The 19979-nt window shown below is 71.9% G+C and carries 28 protein-coding genes; 17 read left to right on the forward strand and 11 right to left on the reverse strand.

Annotated elements, in window-relative coordinates; genetic code table 11:
* Positions 1-13 precede the first annotated feature (13 nt).
* Genes msrB through E4V99_RS16145 form a run of 4 tightly spaced genes read left to right on the forward strand, consistent with a single transcriptional unit; the run spans position 14 to position 3306 of the window.
* Positions 14-478 carry a peptide-methionine (R)-S-oxide reductase MsrB gene (gene msrB, locus E4V99_RS16130; protein WP_135117837.1) on the forward strand — a complete coding sequence of 155 codons (465 nt, stop codon included), beginning with the start codon at positions 14-16 and terminating at the stop codon, positions 476-478.
* Positions 475-1032 (forward strand): peptide-methionine (S)-S-oxide reductase MsrA, encoded by a 558-nt coding sequence (msrA, locus tag E4V99_RS16135; RefSeq protein WP_135065563.1) that lies wholly within the window; start codon positions 475-477, stop codon positions 1030-1032. Before msrB ends, msrA begins: the two co-directional genes overlap by 4 nt.
* Positions 1029-2198 carry an aminotransferase class I/II-fold pyridoxal phosphate-dependent enzyme gene (locus tag E4V99_RS16140; protein WP_245233218.1) on the forward strand — a complete coding sequence of 390 codons (1170 nt, stop codon included), beginning with the start codon at positions 1029-1031 and terminating at the stop codon, positions 2196-2198. Before msrA ends, E4V99_RS16140 begins: the two co-directional genes overlap by 4 nt.
* Before the next feature lie 25 nt (positions 2199-2223).
* Positions 2224-3306, forward strand: a complete 1083-nt coding sequence (locus tag E4V99_RS16145; RefSeq protein WP_187270367.1) for a DNA polymerase IV — start codon at positions 2224-2226, stop codon at positions 3304-3306.
* Here the strand turns inward: E4V99_RS16145 and E4V99_RS16150 are convergent, their stop codons facing one another.
* From E4V99_RS16150 to E4V99_RS16160, 3 genes are all read right to left on the reverse strand, one after another.
* Entirely contained in the window at positions 3307-3924 is a 618-nt protein-coding gene (locus E4V99_RS16150) for an HD domain-containing protein (RefSeq protein WP_135065560.1), read from the reverse strand.
* Positions 3925-3959: 35 nt separating this feature from the next.
* The gene (locus E4V99_RS16155) at positions 3960-5426 is read right to left on the reverse strand and encodes a glycosyltransferase family 39 protein (RefSeq protein WP_135117838.1); all 1467 of its coding nucleotides are present in this window, start codon (positions 5424-5426) and stop codon (positions 3960-3962) included.
* A 72-nt stretch (positions 5427-5498) separates the two neighbouring features.
* Positions 5499-6101 carry a M15 family metallopeptidase gene (locus E4V99_RS16160; protein ID WP_135117839.1) on the reverse strand — a complete coding sequence of 201 codons (603 nt, stop codon included), beginning with the start codon at positions 6099-6101 and terminating at the stop codon, positions 5499-5501.
* A gap of 87 nt (positions 6102-6188) precedes the next feature.
* Between E4V99_RS16160 and E4V99_RS16165 the strand changes: the two genes are divergently transcribed.
* Together E4V99_RS16165 and E4V99_RS16170 are read left to right on the forward strand one after the other, a co-directional pair.
* Entirely contained in the window at positions 6189-6860 is a 672-nt protein-coding gene (locus E4V99_RS16165; protein ID WP_135117840.1) for a response regulator transcription factor, read from the forward strand.
* A complete protein-coding gene (locus tag E4V99_RS16170; protein ID WP_135065548.1) occupies positions 6857-7954 on the forward strand; it encodes a HAMP domain-containing sensor histidine kinase in 1098 nt (365 codons plus the stop codon). Before E4V99_RS16165 ends, E4V99_RS16170 begins: the two co-directional genes overlap by 4 nt.
* Here E4V99_RS16170 and E4V99_RS16175 read toward each other — a convergent pair.
* The gene (locus tag E4V99_RS16175) at positions 7927-8364 is read right to left on the reverse strand and encodes a VanZ family protein (protein ID WP_135117841.1); all 438 of its coding nucleotides are present in this window, start codon (positions 8362-8364) and stop codon (positions 7927-7929) included. The two genes, E4V99_RS16170 and E4V99_RS16175, sit on opposite strands and share 28 nt — an antisense overlap.
* 144 nt (positions 8365-8508) lie before the next feature.
* Here E4V99_RS16175 and E4V99_RS16180 point away from each other — a divergent pair, with 144 nt between their 5' ends.
* Both E4V99_RS16180 and E4V99_RS16185 read left to right on the forward strand, forming a co-directional pair.
* A complete protein-coding gene (locus E4V99_RS16180) occupies positions 8509-10074 on the forward strand; it encodes a sodium-dependent transporter (protein WP_135065542.1) in 1566 nt (521 codons plus the stop codon).
* A complete protein-coding gene (locus tag E4V99_RS16185; protein ID WP_135065539.1) occupies positions 10071-10238 on the forward strand; it encodes a methionine/alanine import family NSS transporter small subunit in 168 nt (55 codons plus the stop codon). Before E4V99_RS16180 ends, E4V99_RS16185 begins: the two co-directional genes overlap by 4 nt.
* Before the next feature lie 9 nt (positions 10239-10247).
* Here the strand turns inward: E4V99_RS16185 and E4V99_RS18745 are convergent, their stop codons facing one another.
* On the reverse strand, positions 10248-10379 hold the full coding sequence (locus E4V99_RS18745) for a hypothetical protein (protein ID WP_261799164.1): 132 nt from the start codon (positions 10377-10379) through the stop codon (positions 10248-10250).
* Entirely contained in the window at positions 10376-10522 is a 147-nt protein-coding gene (locus tag E4V99_RS18520) for a hypothetical protein (RefSeq protein ID WP_167747753.1), read from the reverse strand. Before E4V99_RS18520 ends, E4V99_RS18745 begins: the two co-directional genes overlap by 4 nt.
* A gap of 270 nt (positions 10523-10792) precedes the next feature.
* Here E4V99_RS18520 and E4V99_RS16190 point away from each other — a divergent pair, with 270 nt between their 5' ends.
* The 4 genes from E4V99_RS16190 (at position 10793) to E4V99_RS16205 (ending at position 13530) form a co-directional block, all read left to right on the forward strand.
* Entirely contained in the window at positions 10793-11284 is a 492-nt protein-coding gene (locus E4V99_RS16190) for an FBP domain-containing protein (protein WP_135065536.1), read from the forward strand.
* A 128-nt stretch (positions 11285-11412) separates the two neighbouring features.
* Complete coding sequence (locus E4V99_RS16195; RefSeq protein WP_245233219.1) at positions 11413-12162, forward strand: glycosyltransferase family A protein; 750 nt, start codon at positions 11413-11415, stop codon at positions 12160-12162.
* A complete protein-coding gene (locus E4V99_RS16200) occupies positions 12155-12964 on the forward strand; it encodes an endonuclease/exonuclease/phosphatase family protein (protein ID WP_135065530.1) in 810 nt (269 codons plus the stop codon). Before E4V99_RS16195 ends, E4V99_RS16200 begins: the two co-directional genes overlap by 8 nt.
* The gene (locus tag E4V99_RS16205) at positions 12961-13530 is read left to right on the forward strand and encodes a hypothetical protein (protein WP_135117843.1); all 570 of its coding nucleotides are present in this window, start codon (positions 12961-12963) and stop codon (positions 13528-13530) included. The genes E4V99_RS16200 and E4V99_RS16205 overlap by 4 nt, the downstream gene beginning before the upstream one ends.
* A gap of 9 nt (positions 13531-13539) precedes the next feature.
* Here E4V99_RS16205 and E4V99_RS16210 read toward each other — a convergent pair whose 3' ends face one another.
* A complete protein-coding gene (locus E4V99_RS16210) occupies positions 13540-14364 on the reverse strand; it encodes an endonuclease/exonuclease/phosphatase family protein (RefSeq protein WP_135117844.1) in 825 nt (274 codons plus the stop codon).
* A gap of 62 nt (positions 14365-14426) precedes the next feature.
* On the opposite strand from E4V99_RS16210, the gene E4V99_RS16215 reads away from it, so the two are divergent.
* Positions 14427-14807: a DUF3054 domain-containing protein gene (locus E4V99_RS16215; protein WP_135117845.1), complete on the forward strand. Its 381-nt coding sequence runs from the start codon at positions 14427-14429 to the stop codon at positions 14805-14807.
* 126 nt (positions 14808-14933) lie between these two features.
* On the opposite strand, the gene E4V99_RS16220 is transcribed toward E4V99_RS16215, so the two are convergent.
* Complete coding sequence (locus E4V99_RS16220; RefSeq protein ID WP_135117846.1) at positions 14934-15443, reverse strand: ACT domain-containing protein; 510 nt, start codon at positions 15441-15443, stop codon at positions 14934-14936.
* Between the two features lie 87 nt (positions 15444-15530).
* Here E4V99_RS16220 and E4V99_RS16225 point away from each other — a divergent pair, with 87 nt between their 5' ends.
* The 3 genes from E4V99_RS16225 to E4V99_RS16235 all read left to right on the forward strand — a co-directional run bounded on the left by E4V99_RS16225 (position 15531) and on the right by E4V99_RS16235 (position 17660).
* Positions 15531-15887 (forward strand): hypothetical protein, encoded by a 357-nt coding sequence (locus tag E4V99_RS16225; RefSeq protein WP_135117847.1) that lies wholly within the window; start codon positions 15531-15533, stop codon positions 15885-15887.
* A gap of 1 nt (position 15888) precedes the next feature.
* Positions 15889-16182, forward strand: a complete 294-nt coding sequence (locus tag E4V99_RS16230) for a DUF503 family protein (protein WP_135065511.1) — start codon at positions 15889-15891, stop codon at positions 16180-16182.
* 128 nt (positions 16183-16310) lie between these two features.
* Positions 16311-17660 carry an HNH endonuclease signature motif containing protein gene (locus E4V99_RS16235; RefSeq protein ID WP_135117848.1) on the forward strand — a complete coding sequence of 450 codons (1350 nt, stop codon included), beginning with the start codon at positions 16311-16313 and terminating at the stop codon, positions 17658-17660.
* A gap of 21 nt (positions 17661-17681) precedes the next feature.
* On the opposite strand, the gene E4V99_RS16240 is transcribed toward E4V99_RS16235, so the two are convergent.
* The 3 genes from E4V99_RS16240 to E4V99_RS16250 are packed head-to-tail and all read right to left on the reverse strand — an operon-like array spanning position 17682 to position 19012.
* A complete protein-coding gene (locus E4V99_RS16240) occupies positions 17682-17885 on the reverse strand; it encodes a hypothetical protein (protein WP_135117849.1) in 204 nt (67 codons plus the stop codon).
* A gap of 23 nt (positions 17886-17908) precedes the next feature.
* The gene (locus E4V99_RS16245; RefSeq protein WP_135117850.1) at positions 17909-18229 is read right to left on the reverse strand and encodes a TraR/DksA C4-type zinc finger protein; all 321 of its coding nucleotides are present in this window, start codon (positions 18227-18229) and stop codon (positions 17909-17911) included.
* Positions 18230-18250: 21 nt separating this feature from the next.
* Positions 18251-19012, reverse strand: coding sequence for an SDR family oxidoreductase (locus E4V99_RS16250; RefSeq protein WP_135117851.1), 762 nt, complete (start codon positions 19010-19012; stop codon positions 18251-18253).
* Between the two features lie 100 nt (positions 19013-19112).
* Between E4V99_RS16250 and E4V99_RS16255 the strand changes: the two genes are divergently transcribed.
* Positions 19113-19946, forward strand: coding sequence for a helix-turn-helix transcriptional regulator (locus tag E4V99_RS16255; protein WP_209305642.1), 834 nt, complete (start codon positions 19113-19115; stop codon positions 19944-19946).
* The last annotated feature ends 33 nt before the right edge of the window (positions 19947-19979 follow it).

Here is a 19979-nt window from a genome sequence, read left to right on the forward strand (position 1 = left end):
CCCAGGAGGAATCGTGAGCAACGAGTACCGCAAGACTCCCGAGGCGCTCAGCCGCCTCACCCCCACCCAGTTCCGCGTGACGCAGGAAGAGGGCACGGAGCCGCCCTTCCGCAACCGCTACTGGGACAACCACGAGCCGGGCATCTACGTCGACGTCGTCTCGGGCGAGCCGCTGTTCTCCTCGACCGACAAGTTCGACAGCGGGACCGGCTGGCCGAGCTTCACCCGCCCTCTCGACACGTCGGCCGTCGTGTCCAAGACCGACCGTACGCTGTGGATGACGCGCACCGAGGTGCGCTCGGCGATCGCCGACAGCCACCTCGGGCACGTCTTCGACGACGGACCCCGGGAGGCGGGTGGAATGCGCTACTGCATGAACTCCGCCGCCCTGCGCTTCGTCCCCCTCGACGAGCTCGACGAGCAGGGGTACGGCGCCTACCGCACACTTTTCACCGACACGAAGGAGAACGCCTCATGACCAGCGGACCCACCGACACCGGAGCCGTCACCCGCACCCCCGGCACCGAGACCGCCGTGCTCGCCGGCGGCTGTTTCTGGGGGGTGGAGGACCTCATCCGCCGTCAGCCCGGCGTGCTCGACACGCGCGTCGGCTACACGGGAGGGCACAACGACCATGCGACCTACCGCAACCACCCCGGCCACGCCGAAGCCGTGGAGATCGTGTTCGACCCCACGAAGACGACCTACCGCGACATCCTGGCGTTCTTCTTCCAGATCCACGACCCGTCGACCCTGAACCGTCAGGGCAACGACATCGGCACGAGCTACCGCTCCGCGATCTTCCCGCTCACCCCCGAGCAGGAGCGCGTCGCGCGCGACACGATCGCCGATGTGGATGCGTCGGGCCTGTGGCCGGGCAAGGCCGTCACCACGATCGAGCCGGCGGGCCCGTTCTGGGAGGCCGAGCCCGAGCACCAGGACTACCTGATCACCTACCCGCACGGGTACACGTGCCATTTCCCGCGCGCGGACTGGGTGCTCCCCCGTCGCGAGCAGGCGGCGACGGCGTGACGCCGGATTTCGATGCGCTGACCGAAGACGACCTGCGACGGGGCGGCAGCGTCAAGTGGACGATGTTCCCCGACGTCATCGGAGCGTTCGTGGCGGAGATGGACTTCGGTGTCGCCCCGCCGGTGCGCGACGCGATGGTGTCGGCACTGGATCGCGGCCTCACCGGGTACCTCCCCGCGCACCTGGACGAGAGCCTCGCCGCCGCGACGTCGGACTGGTACCGCACGGCCTACGGGTGGGAGGTCCCGGCCGGCCGCGTGCACCATGTCCCCGACGTCATCGCGGCCTTCGAGCTCACGATCGAGCGGTTCACGCCGCCGGGCTCGGCCGTCATCGTCCCCACCCCGGCCTACATGCCCTTCCTCACGGTGCCGCAACTGCACGGGCGCCGCGTGATCGAGGTGCCGAGCATCCCCGTCGACGGCCGCAGCACGATGGACCTCGACGGCATCGCACGGGCCTTCGACGACGGGGCGGAGCTCCTCGTCGTGTGCAACCCGCACAATCCGCTCGGCACCGTCTTCACCCGCGCCGAGCTGGAAGCCGTCTCGCACGTCGTGGCCGGCAAGAAGGGGCGCGTCTTCTCCGACGAGATCCACGCTCCCCTCGTCTACCGTCCGGCGCGCCACGTGCCGTACGCATCCATCTCGGAGGAGGCCGCCTCCCACACGATCACCGCCGCATCCGCGTCGAAGGCGTGGAACCTCGCCGGACTGAAGTGCGCGCAGGTGATCCTCTCCAACGAGGCGGATGCCGCGGCGTGGGAAGAGTTCGGATTCTGGGCCGGCCACGGCACGTCCACGCTCGGCGCAGTGGCTCACGCGGCAGCGTACACGCACGGCGGGCCGTGGCTGGAGCAGATCGTGGACTACCTCGACGGCAATCGGCGTCTGCTGGCCGAGCTCGTCGCCGAGCACCTCCCCGACGCGCGCATGTCGATGCCGGAGGCCACCTACATCGCCCTCATCGACTTCCGCGCCTACGGTGTGCCGGGTGACCCGGCCGAGTGGTTCCGCACGCACGCCGGAGTCGCGATGACCGACGGGGCGGCGTGCGGCGTCGCGGGCATCGGGCACATGCGCTTCGTGTTCGCCCTCCCCCGGCCGCTGCTGCGCACCGCGATCGAGCGGATCGCCTCGGCGCTGACCAAGGCCGCGCACGCGTGAGGAAGTCTGCGCCACACTGGAGCGCATGAGCGACGGAGCCGAGCGGCCGTGGGTGCTGCACGTCGACCTGGACCAGTTCATCGCCGCGGTGGAGGTGCTGCGCCGGCCCGAGCTGGCGGGGCTCCCCGTCATCGTCGGCGGCCGCGGGGACCCCACCGAACGCGCCGTCGTCTCCACCGCGTCGTACGAGGCGCGCGAATTCGGGGTGGGGTCGGGGATGCCGCTGCGCCTGGCCGCGCGCAAGGTGCCCGACGCCGTCATCCTGCCGGTGGATGCTCCCGCCTACACCGCCGCATCCGAGGAGGTGATGGCGACGTTGCGCGGGCGGCCCGACGCCGTCGTGCAGGTGCTCGGGTGGGATGAGGCGTTCGTGGGGGTTCGCACCGCCGACCCGGAGGGCTATGCGCGCGAGCTGCAGGCGGCGGTGCTGGAGCGCACGCGCCTGCACTGCAGCGTCGGCATCGGCGACACCCTCGTGCGCGCGAAAGTCGCGACCGGGTTCGGCAAGCCGCGCGGAGTGTTCCGGCTGACGGCGGAGAACTGGCTCGACGTTCTGGGCGACCGCCCCACGCGCGACCTGTGGGGCGTGGGGTCGAAGATCTCCCGGCGGTTGGAGAATCTGGGCATCGCCACGGTGACGCAGCTCGCCCATGCGGACGAGGCGCCGCTGGTCGCCGAGTTCGGACCCCGCATGGGCCCGTGGTACCGGCAGCTCGGCCGGGGCGAGGGCGCGAGCGTCGTCGACGACACGCCGTGGGTGGCGCGCGGGCACGGCCGGGAGACGACCTTCCAGCAGAACGTCGCCGACCCGGCCGAGATCGAGCGCGCCGCGCGCACTCTCGCGGCGCAGGTGCTCGACGACGTCGCCGCCGAGGGGCGGCCCGTGATCGGTGTCGGACTGAAGGTTCGGTACGCGCCCTTCACGACCAAGACCTTCACGCGGAAGGTGCCGGTCACCTTCGAGCGCGATGCCGTGGTCGCGGCGATCCTCGCGCTCGTGGCGAAGATCGAACCCGACCGGCCGCTGCGGCTGCTGGGCGTGCGCGCGGAGATGCAGATGCCCGACGACGCGCGGGAGGGTCACACCCCCACGCGCAGCGGGTGGTGATCAGCGGCGGCTGAGGCGCGCGTCCCCCCTGGTCCACGGCACCGATGCATCCGGCCGTGCGGCCCGGCCGCGCGCCTCGCCATCGCATCGGACGACCACCGCCCAGTCCGCCAGCGAGGTGCCGGCTGCCTCCAGCCGATCGCGCACGCGTCGCACGGCCTTCGCGCTCGGCGTGCCCTGCACCGCGACGTGCGCCATGTGGGTGGCCACGATCTCGGCGATCGCGCGCACGAGGGGCTTCGGCCACCGCATCCGATCGCCCATCGACCGGACGAGCACCGCGCCGCGCTCGGCGTGACCCCACGACGTCAGCCGGCCGTTGCGGCGGCGCGTCGTGTCGGGTTTGCCCACGTCGTGCAGGAGCGAGGCGAGGACCAGCAGCTCGCGTCGGTCGGCGTGGATGTCGTGCTGTACGGCGTGCGTGGCGGCCAGGTCGGCGGCCCACAGCGAATGCACGAGCACGTCCCCCTCGGGATGCCACACCGGGTCCTGCGGCGTCCCTGCGAGCGCAGCCAGTTCGGGGACGACCTCGATGAGGTGCCGGTCGCGGAGCGCACTCGAGGGCTCCGCGCTCGTTCGGGCGATCTCGCGCAGCCGCGCCCCGATGTCCTCCGCCATCGCTCCATCATTCCGCGTAGGCCGCCGCCGCACGGTCAGTCGAGGTGGCGGAAAGCCTCCCACATCGCCGTCCACCCCTGCACCGGGCCCCAGCACACCGTGATGGGCCTTCCCTGCTCCTCGTTGCCGACGCCGACGCCGTTGTCGAGTTCGTCGACGACCTCGCACGCGTCGAACACATGCGTCACGAACCGGCCCTGTCCCCCGGCGATGACGACGGTGTCGGTGGCCTCCGCCGGTCCGCCGAGGTCCCACAGTGCATTGTGCCCGCTGAAGATCGGGACCCCTGTCGTGCCGAACCGGTCCACCGCTCCCGCCTCACCGTAAGTGGAGGTGATGATCGCCTCCGCGCTGGAGGCCACGACGGCGGCGTCGATCTGCCCCGCGTAGCGCTCCCAGCCGACCTGGTCGCCCACGGCGGAGTTGATGTCGCCGATGCCCGATGCGGCGAGGGCCGGGAGCGGGAGGACCGGGAGCGCGAACACCGCGCACGTCGCGGCGTTGACGGCCACGAGGGTCCACGCCCACCGGGTGCGACCTCGGGTACGCACCCAGTCCGCGACCGGAACCGCGCCCACCGCAACGAGCACGGCGAGCACGCCCGCTGTGTAGTAGAACTGCGTTCCGCCGACGAAGACGAACGCGACGATCACGGCGAAGGTCACGACGAGGAACCGCAGCGGACGCCACCGCGGTCGGCGCAGAAGCCCGTGCAACGCGGCGACCCAGAAGACCGCCAGCACCGGACCGACCAGCAGGATCAGCATCGGCCACATGAGCACCCGCACCTCGGTGGCGTTGTCCTCGGCGCGTGCGGCCCCCATGGCCAGCTGTGGCCACCCGTGCGTCACCTGGTAGACCGCGCTCGGCAGAGCGAGGGCCGCCGCGGCGGCGACTCCGGCCCACAGCCACGCCGAGGCGAACCACCGGCGCGGACCGCACATGGCCAGTCCCCCGGCAATCCCCACCATGAGGACGACGACGAGGAGCTTGTTGAACGTGCTCGCGCCGATGATCGCACCGGCGGCGAGCCACCAGCGCCCGTCGTCGCGCAGGACGGCACGCACCGCGCACAGCAGCGCCGCCGGCCACACGAGCAGATCCAGGCTCGCCGTGAGCAGGACGTGCCCGAACATCAGCGTGAGGGTGGCACCGGCCATCCCCCACACCGTCAGAGCTTGCGCGAACCGGGTACCGCCCACTTCGCGCGTGATGAGCGCGAGCACCGGCAGCGAGAGTACGGCGCACAGCAGCGGAACGATCCTGAGCGCCACGACGCCGTCGCCGAACAGCGCGATCACCGCGTGGGCGATCACGGGGGTCAGCGGCGGCTGATCGACGTAGCCGGGTTGCAGCGGCAGCATCCGGAAGTACAGCTCGTCACGGTGATAGCCGTACAGCGGCGCGACCACCGCGAGGACGACCGCGAGGGCGAGCATGGCGGCAGCCACGGGGCCGAGCGCGAACTCGTGCCGCACGAGCGGCCGCTGCGGCCCGCGCACGGCACCGGCCCCACTCCCCCCGCCCCGGCGCACGACGACAGACTAACCGCCGCACGACGTCCCCGGTCGGACTCACGACCCCCGTTGCGAGGAGGCATCCGGCACCATGTCCGGGCACACCTCCCCCGGCTCGATGAGACGCTCGTAGTGCCACGGCTCGTTGGCGTACACCTGGCACAGGCCGTACTCCGCGCCGTGCTGGCTGAGCCACGACTGCGCGTCGACGGAGCCGATGTCCACCGCCTCCCCCGTGACGTGACTGGATTCTTCGGGCGTCGCGACGAACTGCCGCGCGACGTCCTCGCTGCCGTAGGTCTCCACGGCGACGCCGAGCAGCCAGTCCTGGTACGGCACGCTGCGCCACCCGCTCGTGACCGGGAGGTCCAGCCCCGCCCCGGCGGCATCGGTCGCCGCTTGCCGCATCGCGCCGAGCAGCGCCGGATCGAGCTCGCCGATGGCGGGGAGGTGATCGTCGGTCACCGAGACGGCCGCGCCCTCGGGGATGTGGCCGTCCTCCACGCGGGGACTGAAAGGTGCCGTCGCGAACGAGGTGGTGAGGCCGGCCACGACGATCACGCACGCCGCGACGATCGCCGCGAGGCACACGGCGAGCGCGACGAACGTGGCCTGGCGCACGCGGGAGGGAGCGGTCACGAGGGTGGTGGAGATCTGCATGCGACCCATCCCAGGCCGCGGGGCGTTGCCGGGGCGTATCCGACTTCCCCTACACCGGCGATATGCACCCCCGCCTAGCATGGGGGCGTGCGCGTACTGATCGTCGAGGACGAGCCCTATCTCGCCGAGGCGATCCGTGACGGTCTGCGCCTGGAGGCGATAGCCGCCGACATCGCCGGCGACGGCGACACCGCACTCGAGCAGCTCGCGATCAACGCCTACGACGTGGTGGTGCTCGACCGCGATATCCCCGGCCCCAACGGCGATGAGATCGCCCGCTCGCTGTCGCACGTGCCGGCCGGACCGCGCGTGCTCATGCTCACCGCCGCCGACCGGCTGGATGACAAGGTCACCGGCTTCGAGAGCGGCGCCGACGACTACCTCACCAAACCGTTCGCCCTGCGGGAACTGGTGCTGCGCCTGCGGGCGCTGCACCGCCGCCCCGCCACCGGCGCTCCGCCGGTGATGGAGCGGGCGGGGATCCGCCTGGACCCCTTCCGCCGCGAGGTCTACCGCGACGGACGGTACGTCGCCCTCACCCGCAAGCAGTTCGCCGTACTCGAGGTGCTCATGGCTGCGGGAGGGGGCGTGGTCAGCGCGGAGGAGCTTCTCGAACGCGCGTGGGACGAGAACGCCGACCCGTTCACCAACGCCGTGCGCATCACGATCTCCGCCCTGCGCAAGCGTCTGGGCGAGCCGTGGGTCATCGGGACGGTCCCCGGCGTCGGCTACCGCATCGACGTCGACCCGGCCGCATGACGGACCCCGGCCGATCCCGTCCGCCCGGGCTCTCGGTGCGCGTGAAGCTCACCCTGAGCTACGCGGGATTCCTCCTGGTCGCCGGCGTCGCGCTGTTCGCGGTGGGGTTCCTGCTGCTGCGGTTCGTGCCCGACGCGAACATCCAGGACCTCAGCGGCCTGTTCGTCCCCAACCGGTCCGACCTCATGGAGGTCTTCGTCCGGTACGCGTGGTGGGCTCTCATCGCCCTCCTGGCCTTCGGCCTCGCGGGCGGATGGGTTCTCGCCGGGTTCGTCCTGCGACCGCTCGGACGCATCACGGAGGTGGCGCGCCGCGCACGCGACGGATCTCTCGGATCCCGCATCCGGCTGCCCGGGCGCCGCGACGAGCTGACCGATCTCGCCGACGCCTTCGACGCGCTCCTGGAGCGCGTGCAGCACACGATCGACGAAGAGCGCCGGTTCGCCGCGAACGCCTCGCACGAGCTGCGCACGCCGCACACGATCGTCCGCACCCTCGTGGAGGTCGCGCAGGCCGATCCCGCCGGTCGCGACGTCGATCTGCTGCTCGCGCGCATCGGGGAGACGAACGACCGCGCAATCGCCACCACCGAGGCCCTGCTGTCGCTCGCGCGCGTGGGTCGTGGCGACGCACTCGAGCGCGAGCGGGTGGATCTGGCCGCGATCGCCGCCGAGGCCGTCACCGACGTGGCAGCGGATGCGACCGCCGCCGACGTGCGCATCGACACCGCCCTCTCCCCCGCAGCCGTGACGGGCAACGCGACGCTTCTCGCCCGCCTGGCGGGCAACCTCGTCCACAACGCCGTCATCCACAACGGCACAGGGGGCCGTGTGCGCGTCACCACGATGGATGCGCCGGGCGGGGCGTCGTTGGAGGTCGTCAACACCGGCGCCGTGATCGATCCGGCCGTGGCCGCCACCCTGACGGAGCCGTTCGTGCGCGGAGCCGGCCGCGCGCGGGGCTCCGACGGCCCGCAGGGATCGGGTCTGGGCCTGGCCCTCGTCGCCGCGATCGTGCACGCCCATCGCGGAACGCTGGAGGTCATCGCACGCCGCGAGGGCGGGCTTCACGTGCGTGTGACGCTGCCTCGCTGAGCCCGCGCGGCGACGGCGAGCGCCCGCACGAGCGTCACCGCTCCGACGCCCACGGCACCGCCGACGGTGTTCCACAGCACGTCGGGGGGATCGGGCACCCGCCCCGGGATGCCCGCCTGGAGGTATTCCACGGCCACCGACACGACGAACCCGGCGGCCACGGCGAGCGGCCATCCGCGCAGCGGCAGCAGCAGCGCAAGGGCGACGCCCAGCGGGACGAACATCGCCGTGTTGAGCAGTCGCTCGGCCTCGGCGTACGCCACACCGCCGAACACGGGCAGCGTCGTGGCATCCGCCCAGTCCAGGAACGCGCGGCGCGCAGGGCCGACGATCATGCGGGGAGCGAGCGTCAGCCCGGCGACGACGGCGAGGGCGAGGGCGGCGAACAGACTCCGGACGAAGACGCGCATGCCGCCATCCCACCCCGCGTCGTGTTGCGTCGGCGTATGCGAACCGTCGATCCCCCCGGTCCCGGATCCGGGCGACCGGGTGCGCCCCTTCCCCGTCGGTGCTATCGTCCTGACCGCCCACCGTCCATCTCACCGAAGGATCGCATGAGCACCACGACGGCCCCCCGCGAGCAGTGGACCGGTCAGGTCGGCTTCATCCTGTCGGCCATCGGCTCGGCCGTCGGGCTCGGCAACATCTGGCGGTTCCCCGGTGTCGCGTACGAGAACGGCGGTGGCGCCTTCCTCATCCCGTATCTGGTCGCGCTGCTGACCGCCGGCATCCCGATCCTGTTCCTGGACTATGCGATCGGTCACCGCTTCCGCGGGTCGGCGCCGACGTCGCTGCGACGGCTGGGCGGGCCGCGCGGGCGCTGGCTGGAGTCGCTGGGCTGGTTCCAGGTGGCGATCGCCTTCGTGATCGGGCTCTACTACACCGTCGTGATCGCGTGGGCGGCGAGCTACTTCGTGTTCTCCTTCGACCTGCGCTGGGGCGACGACCCGGCCGGTTTCTTCTCCGGCGACTACCTGCAGACCGGTGACCCCGGCCTGAGCCTCGAGTTCGTCCCCGGCGTGCTGATCCCCCTGGCGCTCGTGTGGATCGTGACGATCGCGGTGCTCGCGGCGGGCGTGGCGAAGGGCCTGCAGCGGGTCAACGTCATCTTCCTCCCGCTGCTGGTGGTCGCCTTCCTCGTGCTGGTGGTCCGCGCGCTGTTCCTCGACGGCGCCGCGGTGGGCCTGAACGCGCTGTTCACGCCGAACTGGGCGGCGCTGGGCGATCCGAACGTGTGGATCGCCGCATACAGCCAGATCTTCTTCTCCCTCTCCATCGCGTTCGGCATCATGATCACCTACGCCTCCTACCGGCGCCGGCGCTCGAACCTGACCGCCCCCGGCCTGGTCGTGGCGTTCGCGAACTCGTCGTTCGAGATCCTCGCCGGCATCGGCGTGTTCGCCACGCTGGGGTTCTTCGCCGTGCAGCAGAACCTGGCCATCGACGAGCTGGAGGGATTGACCGGGGTGGGGCTGTCCTTCATCACCTTCCCGGCGATCGTCTCCGAGATGCCGGGCGGTGCGCTGTTCGGCTGCCTCTTCTTCGGCTCGCTCGCGATGGCCGGCTTCACCTCGCTCGTCTCGGTGCTGCAGGTGGTGTCCGCGGCTGTGCAGGAGAAGTTCGCCCTGTCGCGGCGGGCCGCCGCGCTGGGGGTGGGCACCGTCTCGGCGGTGCTGTCGGTGCTGCTGTTCTCCACCACGACGGGACTGCTGGCGCTGGATGTCACCGACCAGTGGGCCAACAACATCGGCATCGTCGCTTCGGCGGTGCTCGGATCGGTGCTCATCGTGTGGGTGCTGCGCCGGGCGGGCGAACTGCGCTCCCACCTCAACGCCGTCTCGACCTTCCAGGTCGGCCGCGTCTGGGTGGCCCTGGTGGGCGTGGTGGCCCCGGTCGTGCTGGGCTACATGCTCATCCAGCGGATCGTGACGCTGATCATCGAGGGGTACGGCGGCCTCCCCGGCTGGTATCTGCTCGCCTTCGGATGGGGCTCGATCGCATTCATCGTCGTCGCCACGATCGTCCTGTCCCTGCTGGCCTGGCGGCGGTCGCCGGATGAGTTCACCCCGTGGCCGCCGTATTCCGCGGCGTCCGCCCGTCGAGAGGAGCAGAGCTCATGACCGCCCTCGCGATCGTGTTCCTCGCTCTGGCCATCGTCATCCTGTGGGGCGGGCTCGTCGCCAGCATCCTCTATCTGCGGGCACGACCTGAGCGCGCCGACTACCCGCCGGGGGGCGAGGACGACGAGCGCCCCGCGCACGCCATCATCGAGCGCGACACCTGACCGGGCGGGTCAGTCGTTCTCGTCGGCCTCGTCGCTGTCGCGGCGCGAGGGCACGGGCGAGGCGGCCGGTGCCGCGGGGGGCGGCGGAGGAAGCTGATCGCTCTCCCCTGCGGCCAGGCGGGTCTTCTCCTCGGCGTTCACGCCTCGTCCTCCTCCTCGGCGACGTCGGCGTGCTCCTCGGCGGATGCGGCGTCTTCGCGCACTTCGTCGGTGACGGCGTCGGTGGGAGGCGCGTCGTCGGCTCGGGCGTCGTCGTCGTGCCGGCCGTGCGTGATGTCGCTCATGGGAGTCCTTTCGTCCGTTGCTTCCAGCCTCCTCGGCGCATCGTCTGCGACAAGACCCTGGACAACGCCCCCGGCGCCGCGTACAGGCGTAGCCTGGGACGGTGACACCGACGACAGAGCCCGCAGGGCGGATGGAGGTACCCGGCGCTTCCCGCGCCGGCACGAGGTAGCCCGGCATCGCCGCTCCCTCTCGCCTTCGGGCCTTCACCGCGCGACCGCGCACCGTTCCGCCTCGCCTCACCGGCGAGCGCTGTCACGAAAGTTCTCGTCATGCTCCCCGTTTCCGACGCCCACATCCGGGCCTCCTTCCTCAATGCGTCGCGCAGCGAACGCAAGAACCTCTCCCTGCCGGCCGGCTTCGACACCCTCGAGTGGGACAAGCTGGACTACCTCGGCTGGCGCGACCCCAGGCTCCCGCTGCTGGGCTACGTTCTCGTCGAACTGGACGGCGAGCTCGCCGGCGTCCTCCTGCGCCAGGCGGAGGCGCGTCCGCGCTCGCGGGCGCAGTGCGCGTGGTGCGCCGACGTGCAGCTGCCCAACGACGTCGTGTTCTTCAGCGCCCGGCGCTCGGGCGACGCCGGCCGGCGGGGCGACACCGTCGGCACGCTCGTGTGCGAGCACTTCGAGTGCTCGCGCAACGTACGGAAGCTCCCTCCTGTGGCCTACCTCGGGTTCGACGTCGAGGCTGCGCGCCAGCGGCGGATCGAGGCGCTGCGCGAGAACGTGGGCGGTTTCGTCCGCAGCATCCGCGACGGCACCTGACCGGCCCCGGGTACCCGCTCCCGAGTGAGGTGTCAACCGTGCCGGTCCGGCTGCGGGATCCCCATAGCGTGAAGGATGATCCCGAGAGTCGAGGATCCGGACGCGGGCCTGGAGGCGATGTGACACGCGTGTCTGTCGTCATCCCGGTCAAAGACGACGCCGCACCGCTGCGCCGCTGCCTACGCGCTCTGACGCTGCAGACACGCGCGCCCGACGAGGTGATCGTGGTCGACAACGGCTCGTCGGATGACTCGGCGGCTGTCGCGCGGGAGGCGGGTGCCCGCGTGATCCCGTGCGAGCGCCCGGGGATCCCGGCGGCGAGCGCGTGCGGCTACGACGCGGCGACGGGCGACATCGTGCTGCGCCTGGACGCCGACAGCCTGCCGGCGATCACGTGGGTGCAGACGATGACGGCGGCGTTCGAGCGCCGCCCGCACGTGGGGGCGTTCACCGGCGGTGCGCGGTTCGTGGACGGACCGCGCCGGCTGCGGGCGCCGCTGGCGGCGGTGTACCTGGGCGCCTACACCGCGGTGTCGTACACCGCGCTCGGGCACCTCCCCCTCTACGGGTCGAACCTCGCCTTCCGCCGCGACGTGTGGCGGCGCATCCGAGGGAAGGTGCATCTGTCCCCGGGCGTCCACGACGACTTCGACCTCGCCTTCCACGTCGGCCTGCGCTACCCCATCGGCTACGCGCGCCATGCCGCGATGGGGGTGTCGATGCGCCCCTTCGGCGATCCGCGCGCCTTCGCCGTGCGCACGATCCGCGGCGTGCGCACCGTCGTGGTGCACTGGCCGCAGGACTTTCCGCCGGTGCGCTGGGTGCATCTCCTGATGCGCCGCGCGCTGCAGTGGGCGGAGGCGGGACGCCGTGCCTGACACCGACGCGCTGATCGGACCCGCGCGGGCTCCGGAGCTTTCCCTCATGACGTTGAACGTGCTGCGTGCGCGCAAGGGATCCGCCGGGTGGCTGCGCCGGCGCGACCGCATGTACGCGCTGCTGCGCCGCGAGCAGCCGACGATCCTCGGCGCACAGGAGGTGCTGCCGCACCAGGCGGATGTGGTGCGCGACGCGCTGGGTCCCTCATACCGCTTCGTCGGCCGGGGACGTGACGCCGACGGCGGTGGCGAGGGATGCCCCGTGTTCTGGGACGACACGCGCCTGGAGCTGGTGGACTGGGACCAGCGCGCCCTCTCCACGCGTCCCGAGGTCGCCGGTTCGAGATCGTGGGGATCGCTGTTCCCTCGCATCCTCACCCGCGTGCGGTTCTCCGACCGCTCCACGGGGGCGCTGTTCGTGGTGCTCAACACGCACCTGGACGTGCTCTCGCCCCTCGCCCGGGCACGCTCGGCGGCGCTGCTGACCGAGAGCGCCGGGGACGGTGCGGCCCTCATCACAGGCGACTTCAACGCCGGGCCCGACTCGACAGCGCGGCGCCGACTGGCCGCGGCCGGGTTGTCGGACACGTGGGAGCTGGCGGCCACGCAGCTCACGCGGGAATGGGGCACGTACGCGAGCGGCCGCCGGCCCCGCTCGGGCGGGACCCGCATCGACGCGATCCACGCCCGGGGGTTCGACGTCGTGAGCGCGGGCATCGATGCGCGTCCCGTGCGCGGCGGGCGGCCCTCCGACCACCTGCCGGTGCAGGCGGTCGTACGGATGCGGGGTGCCGGCGCATGATCGAGCGGTTCCTGCGTCCGCCCTCCGGCACCGCCGAGTGGCTCGCCGACGCGCTACGGGTCGTGGGGCTGCTCAGCGTGTTCGTCGCCGGCTTCGTGTGGAGCCCCACCGACGCCGGCATCCTGGCCTTCACGCTCCCCGCGCTCGTGCTCCCCCGCTTCCTCGGGGTGCGGGCGGGGTTCGACATCCTCTTCAGCGTGTCGGTGCTCGTGGCGGCGTGGAGCAACGTCATCGACCTGTACCGCACCGTGCCCGGGTGGGACCTGCTGGTGCATTTCGAATGCACCGGCGTGCTGGCGGTGATGCTCTACGTCTTCGCCGGGCGCCTGCGGATCATCCCGGACGTCGTCGGGACGCGCCCTCCTGCCCGCACCCCGATCGTCCTGGCGACGATCATCGGCCTGGCCATCAGCGCCCTGTGGGAGATGGTGGAGTGGGCCGGGTACACCTTCATCACCGACGAGATCTTCGTCGAGTACGCCGACACGATCGGCGACATGGCCGCCGGCGGGCTCGGTGCCCTGGTGGGCGGGCTCATCGCCACGCGCGTGCACCTTCTGGAGTGAGTCTGCCCGTCAGGGCATCCACGACGCGCTCGGCATCGGACCGGTAGGAGCGGCCGGCCCTTCACCGACGGCGATGTCCGCCACGACGGGGTAGTGGTCCGAGGGCGGGAACCCGCCCGGCTCATCCCGGATGATCCAGGCCCGCGTCGCTTTCGCGCCCTCCGTGCCGGGCAGGTAGCGGATGTGGTCGATGCGCCGGTTCCACTGATCCGCGCACTCCGACGGCGCGAACCGGTTCGTCTCGCTCAGGGTCCGCGGGTCGGCACCCGGCTCGGCGGCGTCCCACACGTCGTCCAGCTGCAGGCCGGCCAGCGCCGGCTGGCTCTGGTCGTAGTTGAGGTCGGCGAGGAGGATGCTGGGATTGGGTCGCTCGGCGCGACCCTCCCGCACGAGCCGCTGCAGTTCCGCCACCTGCAGGGCCGTCTCCTCGACCCGCTCCGGCTCCCAGCTCACCGCGCCGACCACGACCCTCATCAGCCCGTTGGGCCGTTCGATCGTCGCCACCAGGGCGGGATTGCGGCGCCCGTCCGAGGGCAGGTCCACGCGCTCGGTTCCCACGATCGGCCAGCGACTGACCAGGCCGAGCCCCATCACGGCGCCGTCACCCTCCGGCGTGGCGGGCGGGAGGTCGCCCTCTACGAAGGCGGCATGTCCGCCCAGCGCTTCGGCGAAGACGTCGGCCTGCGTCCGTGCGTCCTCTCCCCAGCACTCCTGGATCCCGAGCAGGTCGGGCTCCGTCGCCCGCGCCACCTCGACGAGCCCCGGCTCCCGCTCCTCCCAGTTGTCGCCGAACCGCCACCACACGTTCCATGTCATCGCCCGGATACTGTCCATGCGACGAGGGTAGGAGACCTCCCCGACACCGTCCACGGGAGCGGTGCGGGGAGAATGGGAACATGTCGACTCGCCGCGCCGCCCTGGGCGCCTTCGCCCTCGACGCGGTCCTGGTCACCGTCTTCGCCGCCATCGGCCGGGCCACCCACGAGGGCGACCCGTTCGGACCGGGCGGATCCGGGCTCGCGCAGACCGCGTGGCCGTTCCTCGTCTCCCTCCTCGCCGGATGGCTCATCGCGGTGGCCTGGCGGCGCCCCGCCGCCGCTGTGCGCACGGGTGTGCCGGTGTGGGCGATCACCGTGGCCGGCGGGATGCTGCTGCGCGCGGTGTCGGGGCAGGGCACCGCGGTGGCCTTCATCATCGTGGCGACCGGAACGCTCCTGGCCTTCCTCGTCGGGTGGCGCGCGATCGCCGCCGGGGTCGCCAGGCTGGGTAATCGGTGAGACACCACATCCCGTCCGAGACACCGGGCGACGCCGGGTGTCTCGGACGGCAAGTGGTGTTTCGGCCGAGGGTGAGGGAGACGCCGTCGGGAACCGACCGCCCGCGTGGCCGGCTGAGCGAGCCCGTCAGTCGCTGACTGTGAGGTCGACCTGGATCTCCGCGGCCACGCGCTCGAGCTCGCCGCGGACGTCGTTCACATCCAGCCCGGCCGGAACCCGCGCCTCGATCGACGCCTCGAACAGGCTCCCGCCCGACATCGCGGCATCCCGCACCTCTGTCGTCATCCGGTCGATGCTCAGGCCGTGGGCGCTGAGGGCAGCCGTGATCTCGCGCACGATTCCGGGGTGGTCGTTGCCGAGCACCTGCAGTGCCAGATGCCGGGCGGGTGCGTGGGCCGCGGATGCTGCCCCGACGGCAGCGACCGTCACCAGGCCCTCCATGCCGCTCAGCGCCTCGCGCAGCTCGTCGGCGCGGTCATCCGGCACCGAGACCTCCACGATCCCCGCGAACGCCCCCGACAGCTCCGCGAGCTGGCTGCTCCCCCAGTTGCCGCCGGCGGCGTCGACGACGGTCGCGACGGCGGCGACGATGCCGGCGCGGTCGTCGCCGACGAGGGTGAGCACGAGGGTGGTCATGGCGTCAGCGTACCGAGGGGACCTGCCCGGCCGCAGTCACCTTCGCAACACGTGGCGGCGGCGGCACGGAGCCGGTAGACCGGAGTCATGACACGTACGAGCGACTGGCTCGCCGGCTATGAACGAGCGTGGCGCAGCAAGCACCCCGATGATGTCCGCGCACTGTTCACCGACGATGCCGAATACTGTTTCCGCCCCGACGATCCCGAGCCGGCGATCGGAATCGACGCGATCGTGGCGATGTGGGGCGAGGACGAGCCGGCCGAGCCCGTGCACGACCTGCGGGTGCTCATCGAGAACGACGAGCTGGGCATCGTCACGGGATGGGTCGGCTACCCCGGTCATGAGAAGTACTCGAATCTGTGGGAGGTCCACTTCGGCCCCGACGGCCGTGCGCGACGGTTCGTGGAGTGGTACATGGCCCAGCCCGCGCCGGCGTCGTGACATGTGGATCGGATGGATCCGGTTCGACCTGCTGCTGGGCGACGTGCACTCCCTCAAGGAGAAGCGCAGCATCCTGCGCCCCATCCTGGCTCACCTGAGCCGGCGCACCGAGGCGGCGGCCGCCGAGACGGGCGCGCACGATCTGCACCGCCGCGCGGAGATCGGGGTCGCGGTCGTCGCCGCGACGCCCGCGCACGTGCGCGACGTGCTCGACACCGCCGAGCGCGTGATGGCGGAGCATCCGGAGGCGACTCTCCTCTCCGCCGGGCGCGGCCTGCACTCCAGCGACGACTGACGGCCCTCGCGGGGGTGCGGAGCGCATTCTGGACGCGGCGCCTGTGCACAACGCGGGTTCTCCACAGGGCGCCGTGGTCCCGGGTTTCCCGTGGCGGGAATGTCGGTGGCCCCCGCTAGCGTGAAGGAATGGAAAACAGCTTCGGGCCTGGGGAATTATCCTCCGGGGATGCCGCCCGCATGCGGGCCGGCCTGACTGGCGCGCGAGAGCAGGAAGCGATCATCGCCCGAGCGCAGGCGGCGCGGATCCGCCACCACGCCGCGCTCGTCGAGGTCGCCCTGGAGCAGACGGCGCGCATGACGTCGCGCGACTCCCGTGAGCGCGAGATGCCGATGCGCTCGCTGGCCGCCGAGATCGCTTTCGCGACGCACGTGCACGACCTCACCGCGCAGAAGGAACTGAACGACGCCTACACGCTCGTGTCGAAGCTGCCTGCCACGGTGGCGGCATTGCAGGAGGCGCGGATCTCCCAGCGGCACGTCACGGTGATGCTCGATGTCGGCGTCGGAATCGACGACGACGATGTGCGCGAGGCATGGGAGCAGACGGTCCTCGATTTCGCCGTCAAGGAGACGCCGGGTCGGACGAAGGCGTACGCACGTGAGCTCGCCGAGGCGGTCAACCCGGTGGGGATGGACGAGCGCCACGCGCGCGCTGCGGAGACCCGCGGGGTCAGCATCCTCGATCTCGACGACGGGATGGCCCTCCTCCAGCTGCGCCTTCCTGCCGCCCTCGCGTACGGGATCCGTGACCGCATCCGCCGGCAGGCGCGCGTGATCCGTGACGAGGCCAATGCCGAACGCGCCCGACGCGGCGACGATCCGGCGAGCGCTCCGGATGCAGGGGCCGAGCCGGCGGTGGACGACGCACGCACGCTCGCGCAGATCGGTGCCGATGTGGCCGCTGACATGCTACTCACCGGCGCCCCCGCGATCGACCCCACCACCGGCGACCGGCACCCCGGCGGGCTGGGCGCGATCCAGGCGCACGTGCAGGTGGTCGTGCCGGTCCTCACGCTCCTGGGTACCGTCGGCTCCGGTGCGAGCCTGCACGGACAGGTCCCGATCGATCCCGACACCGCCCGGCGGCTCACCGCCCACGCTCCCGGCTGGGATCGGGTGCTGGTTCATCCGGTCACCGGCACGGTCCTCGAGGTCGACCGGTACACGCCCCGCCCGGATCAAAGACGGTTCCTGCAGGCGCGCGACCAGCACTGCCGGGGCTTCGGATGCCGCCAGCCCGCGCACCGCTGCCAGATCGACCACAATTCCGAGCACCACGACGGCGGCCGCACGGCCGTCGGCAACCTCGCCCACCTGTGCGTCCGCCATCACACCCTGAAGTCGGAGACGGCGTGGACGGTGCGGCAGCGCGCCGACGGGACGCTGGAGTTCACCAGCCCCCTCGGCAGCACCTACACCGACGATCCGCCGCCCCGTGTGGTGTTCATCCCCGACACCGATCCGCCGCCCTTCTGACCCGGACCCGGCCCTCCACTGCTACGACGAAGCGGACACCCCCTGATCGGGTCGCAGCTTCGACGTGATCACGGCGTACCCCGTAGACCACCCCGTCATGACGGCGGCGAACCCGATGCCGGCAGCGACGAGCTGTGGCGAACTCGAGTCGACCGCCCCGCCGATGAACACGGCGACGAGCAGTGCGACGGCGAGAACGGCCGCGGCGCTCATCCAGAGGCGCACCGACCGAAGCCTCGCGCGCTTTCTCATGCGCAGGCCACGCACAGGGAGGCGGTCGGGCGCACGTCCATGCGCTCGGCGGGGATGGGCCGCCCGCAGCGCGCGCAGATACCGTAGGTGCCGTCGGCGATCCGCGCCATCGCCGCGTCGATCTCGGCCAGCTCGCCCAGCGCCGCCCGCCGCAGCGCGTCCACCCGCGACCACTCCCCCGACAGCGTCGACCCCTCAGGGTCGTGTTCGTCGTCGGCGGTGCCGTCGGCGCGATCGTGCAGCAGGGAGCGCTCGTCGGCGTCCAGGCGCTCGAGCCGCGTCAGGACGTCGCGGCGCAGAAGTTCCAGGTCCGGCATGCCTCCACGCTACGCCCGCTGTCACAGGCGCTGGCCGCCGGAGGCCTCGATCCGCTGGCCGGTGACCCACGCCATCCGTCGATCGAGGAGAGCGGCGACGGCCGCCCCGATGTCGTCGGGCTCGCCGATGCGGCCCATCGCGATCATGGGCAGCAGCACGGCACGGTACTGCTCGTCGTCGCGCACCGCTCCCCCGCCGAAATCGGTGGCCGTCGCTCCCGGTGCGATGACGTTGACCGCGATGCGGCGGGGCCCGAGCTCGCGCGCGAGGTACACGGTGAAGGTCTCCACCGCGCTCTTGACCGCGGCATAGACCGCCATGCCGGGGGCGGCCATGCGCGTGAGTCCGCTGGACACGTTGAGGATGCGGCCGCCGTCTGCCAGCGCGGGTGACAGCTGCTGGGTGAGCAGCACGACGCCCGTGAAATGCACGGCGACGAGGCGGTCGATGCTGTCGCGGTCGAAGCCCCCGAGGGGCGCGGTGCCGCCGTAGCCGGCGTTGTTCACCAGCACATCGAAGGTGTCGCGCGCCCACACGGTGCCCAGGGTGTCGCGCAGGCGCTCCGCGAACTCCGCGAAGGTGTCGGGGGCGGTGGTGTCCAGCGGGAGTGCCACCGCCCGCCGCCCGCGCGCGTGGACCTCGGCGACCACGGCGGCTGCGGCCTCCGCGTCGCTCCGGTAGGTGAGGACGATGTCGTCGCCGCCGTCGGCGAGGGCGAGCGCGGCGGCGCGGCCCAGCCCACGGGAGCCGCCGGTGATGAGGATGATGCGTTCGTCGGTCATGCCTTCAGGCTCCGCCGCATCCGTCCGCCGATCCAGGTCGCGGCCATCGAGGGACCGGCGATCCCTGGCTCAGCGTCGCGCACGCGAGGAGGATGTGGGCATGCATCAGCTCGCCGAGTTCCTGCGCAAGCGCCGCGAGGCGCTGCAGCCCGAAGACGTCGGGTTGACGCGCGGTCCTCGACGGCGCACGCCCGGCCTGCGGCGGGAAGAGGTCGCCGCACTGGCGGGGATGTCGACGGACTACCTCAACCGGCTGGAACAGGCGCGGGGGCCGCGGCCGTCCGTGCAGATCCTCGCCGCACTGGCCCGCGCGCTGCACCTCGACCGCGCCGAGCGCGACCACCTGTTCCGGCTCGGCGGGTACGCCGCTCCCGAGCGGATCACTGCAGATCTGCACGTCTCCCCGGGGATGCAGCGGATCCTCGAGCGCCTGACCGACACACCCGCGCAGGTCGTGACGGAGTTGGGCGAAACCCTCGTCCAGACCGAGCCCGCCCGCGCGCTGCTCGGCGACGCGCGGCAGCTCGACGGACTGCGGCGCGTGGTGGTGTACCGCTGGTTCACCGAGCCGGAATCCCGGGATGTGTACGCGCGAGCCGACCACGACGCGCGGGGGCGCACGTTCGTCGCCGAGCTGCGCGCCGTCTACGCCCGCACCGGCGACCGCTCACGTGCGGGCGCCATCGTCGCTGAACTGCAGCGGCTGAGTCCGGACTTCGCCGCCGTGTGGGCCGACCATGAGGTCACCGAGAAGCATCCGATGACCAAACGCTTCGCGCACCCCGACGTGGGCGAGTTGACGCTGCACTGCCAGACCCTGCTCGACACCGAGACGGGCCACCGTCTCCTGGTCTTCACCGCCACGCCGGGTACCCCCGACGCCGAGAAGCTCGACCTGCTGCGCGTCATCGGCACACAGCTGTCCGCCCGCTGAGGCGCGCGCGGCCCGCACTGCGCAACCCCGCCT

Source organism: Microbacterium sp. dk485 (assembly GCF_004570445.1).
GTDB lineage: Bacteria > Actinomycetota > Actinomycetes > Actinomycetales > Microbacteriaceae > Microbacterium > Microbacterium wangchenii.

What these genes read in the sequence shown, in the direction of transcription:
- msrA (WP_135065563.1), top strand. Translation starts at nt 475, where the DNA reads ATGACCAGCGGACCCACCGACACCGGAGCCGTCACCCGCACCCCCGGC.
- E4V99_RS16145 (WP_187270367.1), top strand. Translation starts at nt 2,224, where the DNA reads ATGAGCGACGGAGCCGAGCGGCCGTGGGTGCTGCACGTCGACCTGGAC.
- E4V99_RS16150 (WP_135065560.1), bottom strand. Translation starts at nt 3,924, where the DNA reads ATGGCGGAGGACATCGGGGCGCGGCTGCGCGAGATCGCCCGAACGAGC.
- E4V99_RS16160 (WP_135117839.1), bottom strand. Translation starts at nt 6,101, where the DNA reads ATGCAGATCTCCACCACCCTCGTGACCGCTCCCTCCCGCGTGCGCCAG.
- E4V99_RS16170 (WP_135065548.1), top strand. Translation starts at nt 6,857, where the DNA reads ATGACGGACCCCGGCCGATCCCGTCCGCCCGGGCTCTCGGTGCGCGTG.
- E4V99_RS16175 (WP_135117841.1), bottom strand. Translation starts at nt 8,364, where the DNA reads ATGCGCGTCTTCGTCCGGAGTCTGTTCGCCGCCCTCGCCCTCGCCGTC.
- E4V99_RS16180 (WP_135065542.1), top strand. Translation starts at nt 8,509, where the DNA reads ATGAGCACCACGACGGCCCCCCGCGAGCAGTGGACCGGTCAGGTCGGC.
- E4V99_RS16185 (WP_135065539.1), top strand. Translation starts at nt 10,071, where the DNA reads ATGACCGCCCTCGCGATCGTGTTCCTCGCTCTGGCCATCGTCATCCTG.
- E4V99_RS18520 (WP_167747753.1), bottom strand. Translation starts at nt 10,522, where the DNA reads ATGAGCGACATCACGCACGGCCGGCACGACGACGACGCCCGAGCCGAC.
- E4V99_RS16190 (WP_135065536.1), top strand. Translation starts at nt 10,793, where the DNA reads ATGCTCCCCGTTTCCGACGCCCACATCCGGGCCTCCTTCCTCAATGCG.
- E4V99_RS16205 (WP_135117843.1), top strand. Translation starts at nt 12,961, where the DNA reads ATGATCGAGCGGTTCCTGCGTCCGCCCTCCGGCACCGCCGAGTGGCTC.
- E4V99_RS16210 (WP_135117844.1), bottom strand. Translation starts at nt 14,364, where the DNA reads ATGGACAGTATCCGGGCGATGACATGGAACGTGTGGTGGCGGTTCGGC.
- E4V99_RS16215 (WP_135117845.1), top strand. Translation starts at nt 14,427, where the DNA reads ATGTCGACTCGCCGCGCCGCCCTGGGCGCCTTCGCCCTCGACGCGGTC.
- E4V99_RS16220 (WP_135117846.1), bottom strand. Translation starts at nt 15,443, where the DNA reads ATGACCACCCTCGTGCTCACCCTCGTCGGCGACGACCGCGCCGGCATC.
- E4V99_RS16225 (WP_135117847.1), top strand. Translation starts at nt 15,531, where the DNA reads ATGACACGTACGAGCGACTGGCTCGCCGGCTATGAACGAGCGTGGCGC.
- E4V99_RS16230 (WP_135065511.1), top strand. Translation starts at nt 15,889, where the DNA reads ATGTGGATCGGATGGATCCGGTTCGACCTGCTGCTGGGCGACGTGCAC.
- E4V99_RS16235 (WP_135117848.1), top strand. Translation starts at nt 16,311, where the DNA reads ATGGAAAACAGCTTCGGGCCTGGGGAATTATCCTCCGGGGATGCCGCC.
- E4V99_RS16245 (WP_135117850.1), bottom strand. Translation starts at nt 18,229, where the DNA reads ATGCCGGACCTGGAACTTCTGCGCCGCGACGTCCTGACGCGGCTCGAG.
- E4V99_RS16250 (WP_135117851.1), bottom strand. Translation starts at nt 19,012, where the DNA reads ATGACCGACGAACGCATCATCCTCATCACCGGCGGCTCCCGTGGGCTG.
- E4V99_RS16255 (WP_209305642.1), top strand. Translation starts at nt 19,113, where the DNA reads ATGCATCAGCTCGCCGAGTTCCTGCGCAAGCGCCGCGAGGCGCTGCAG.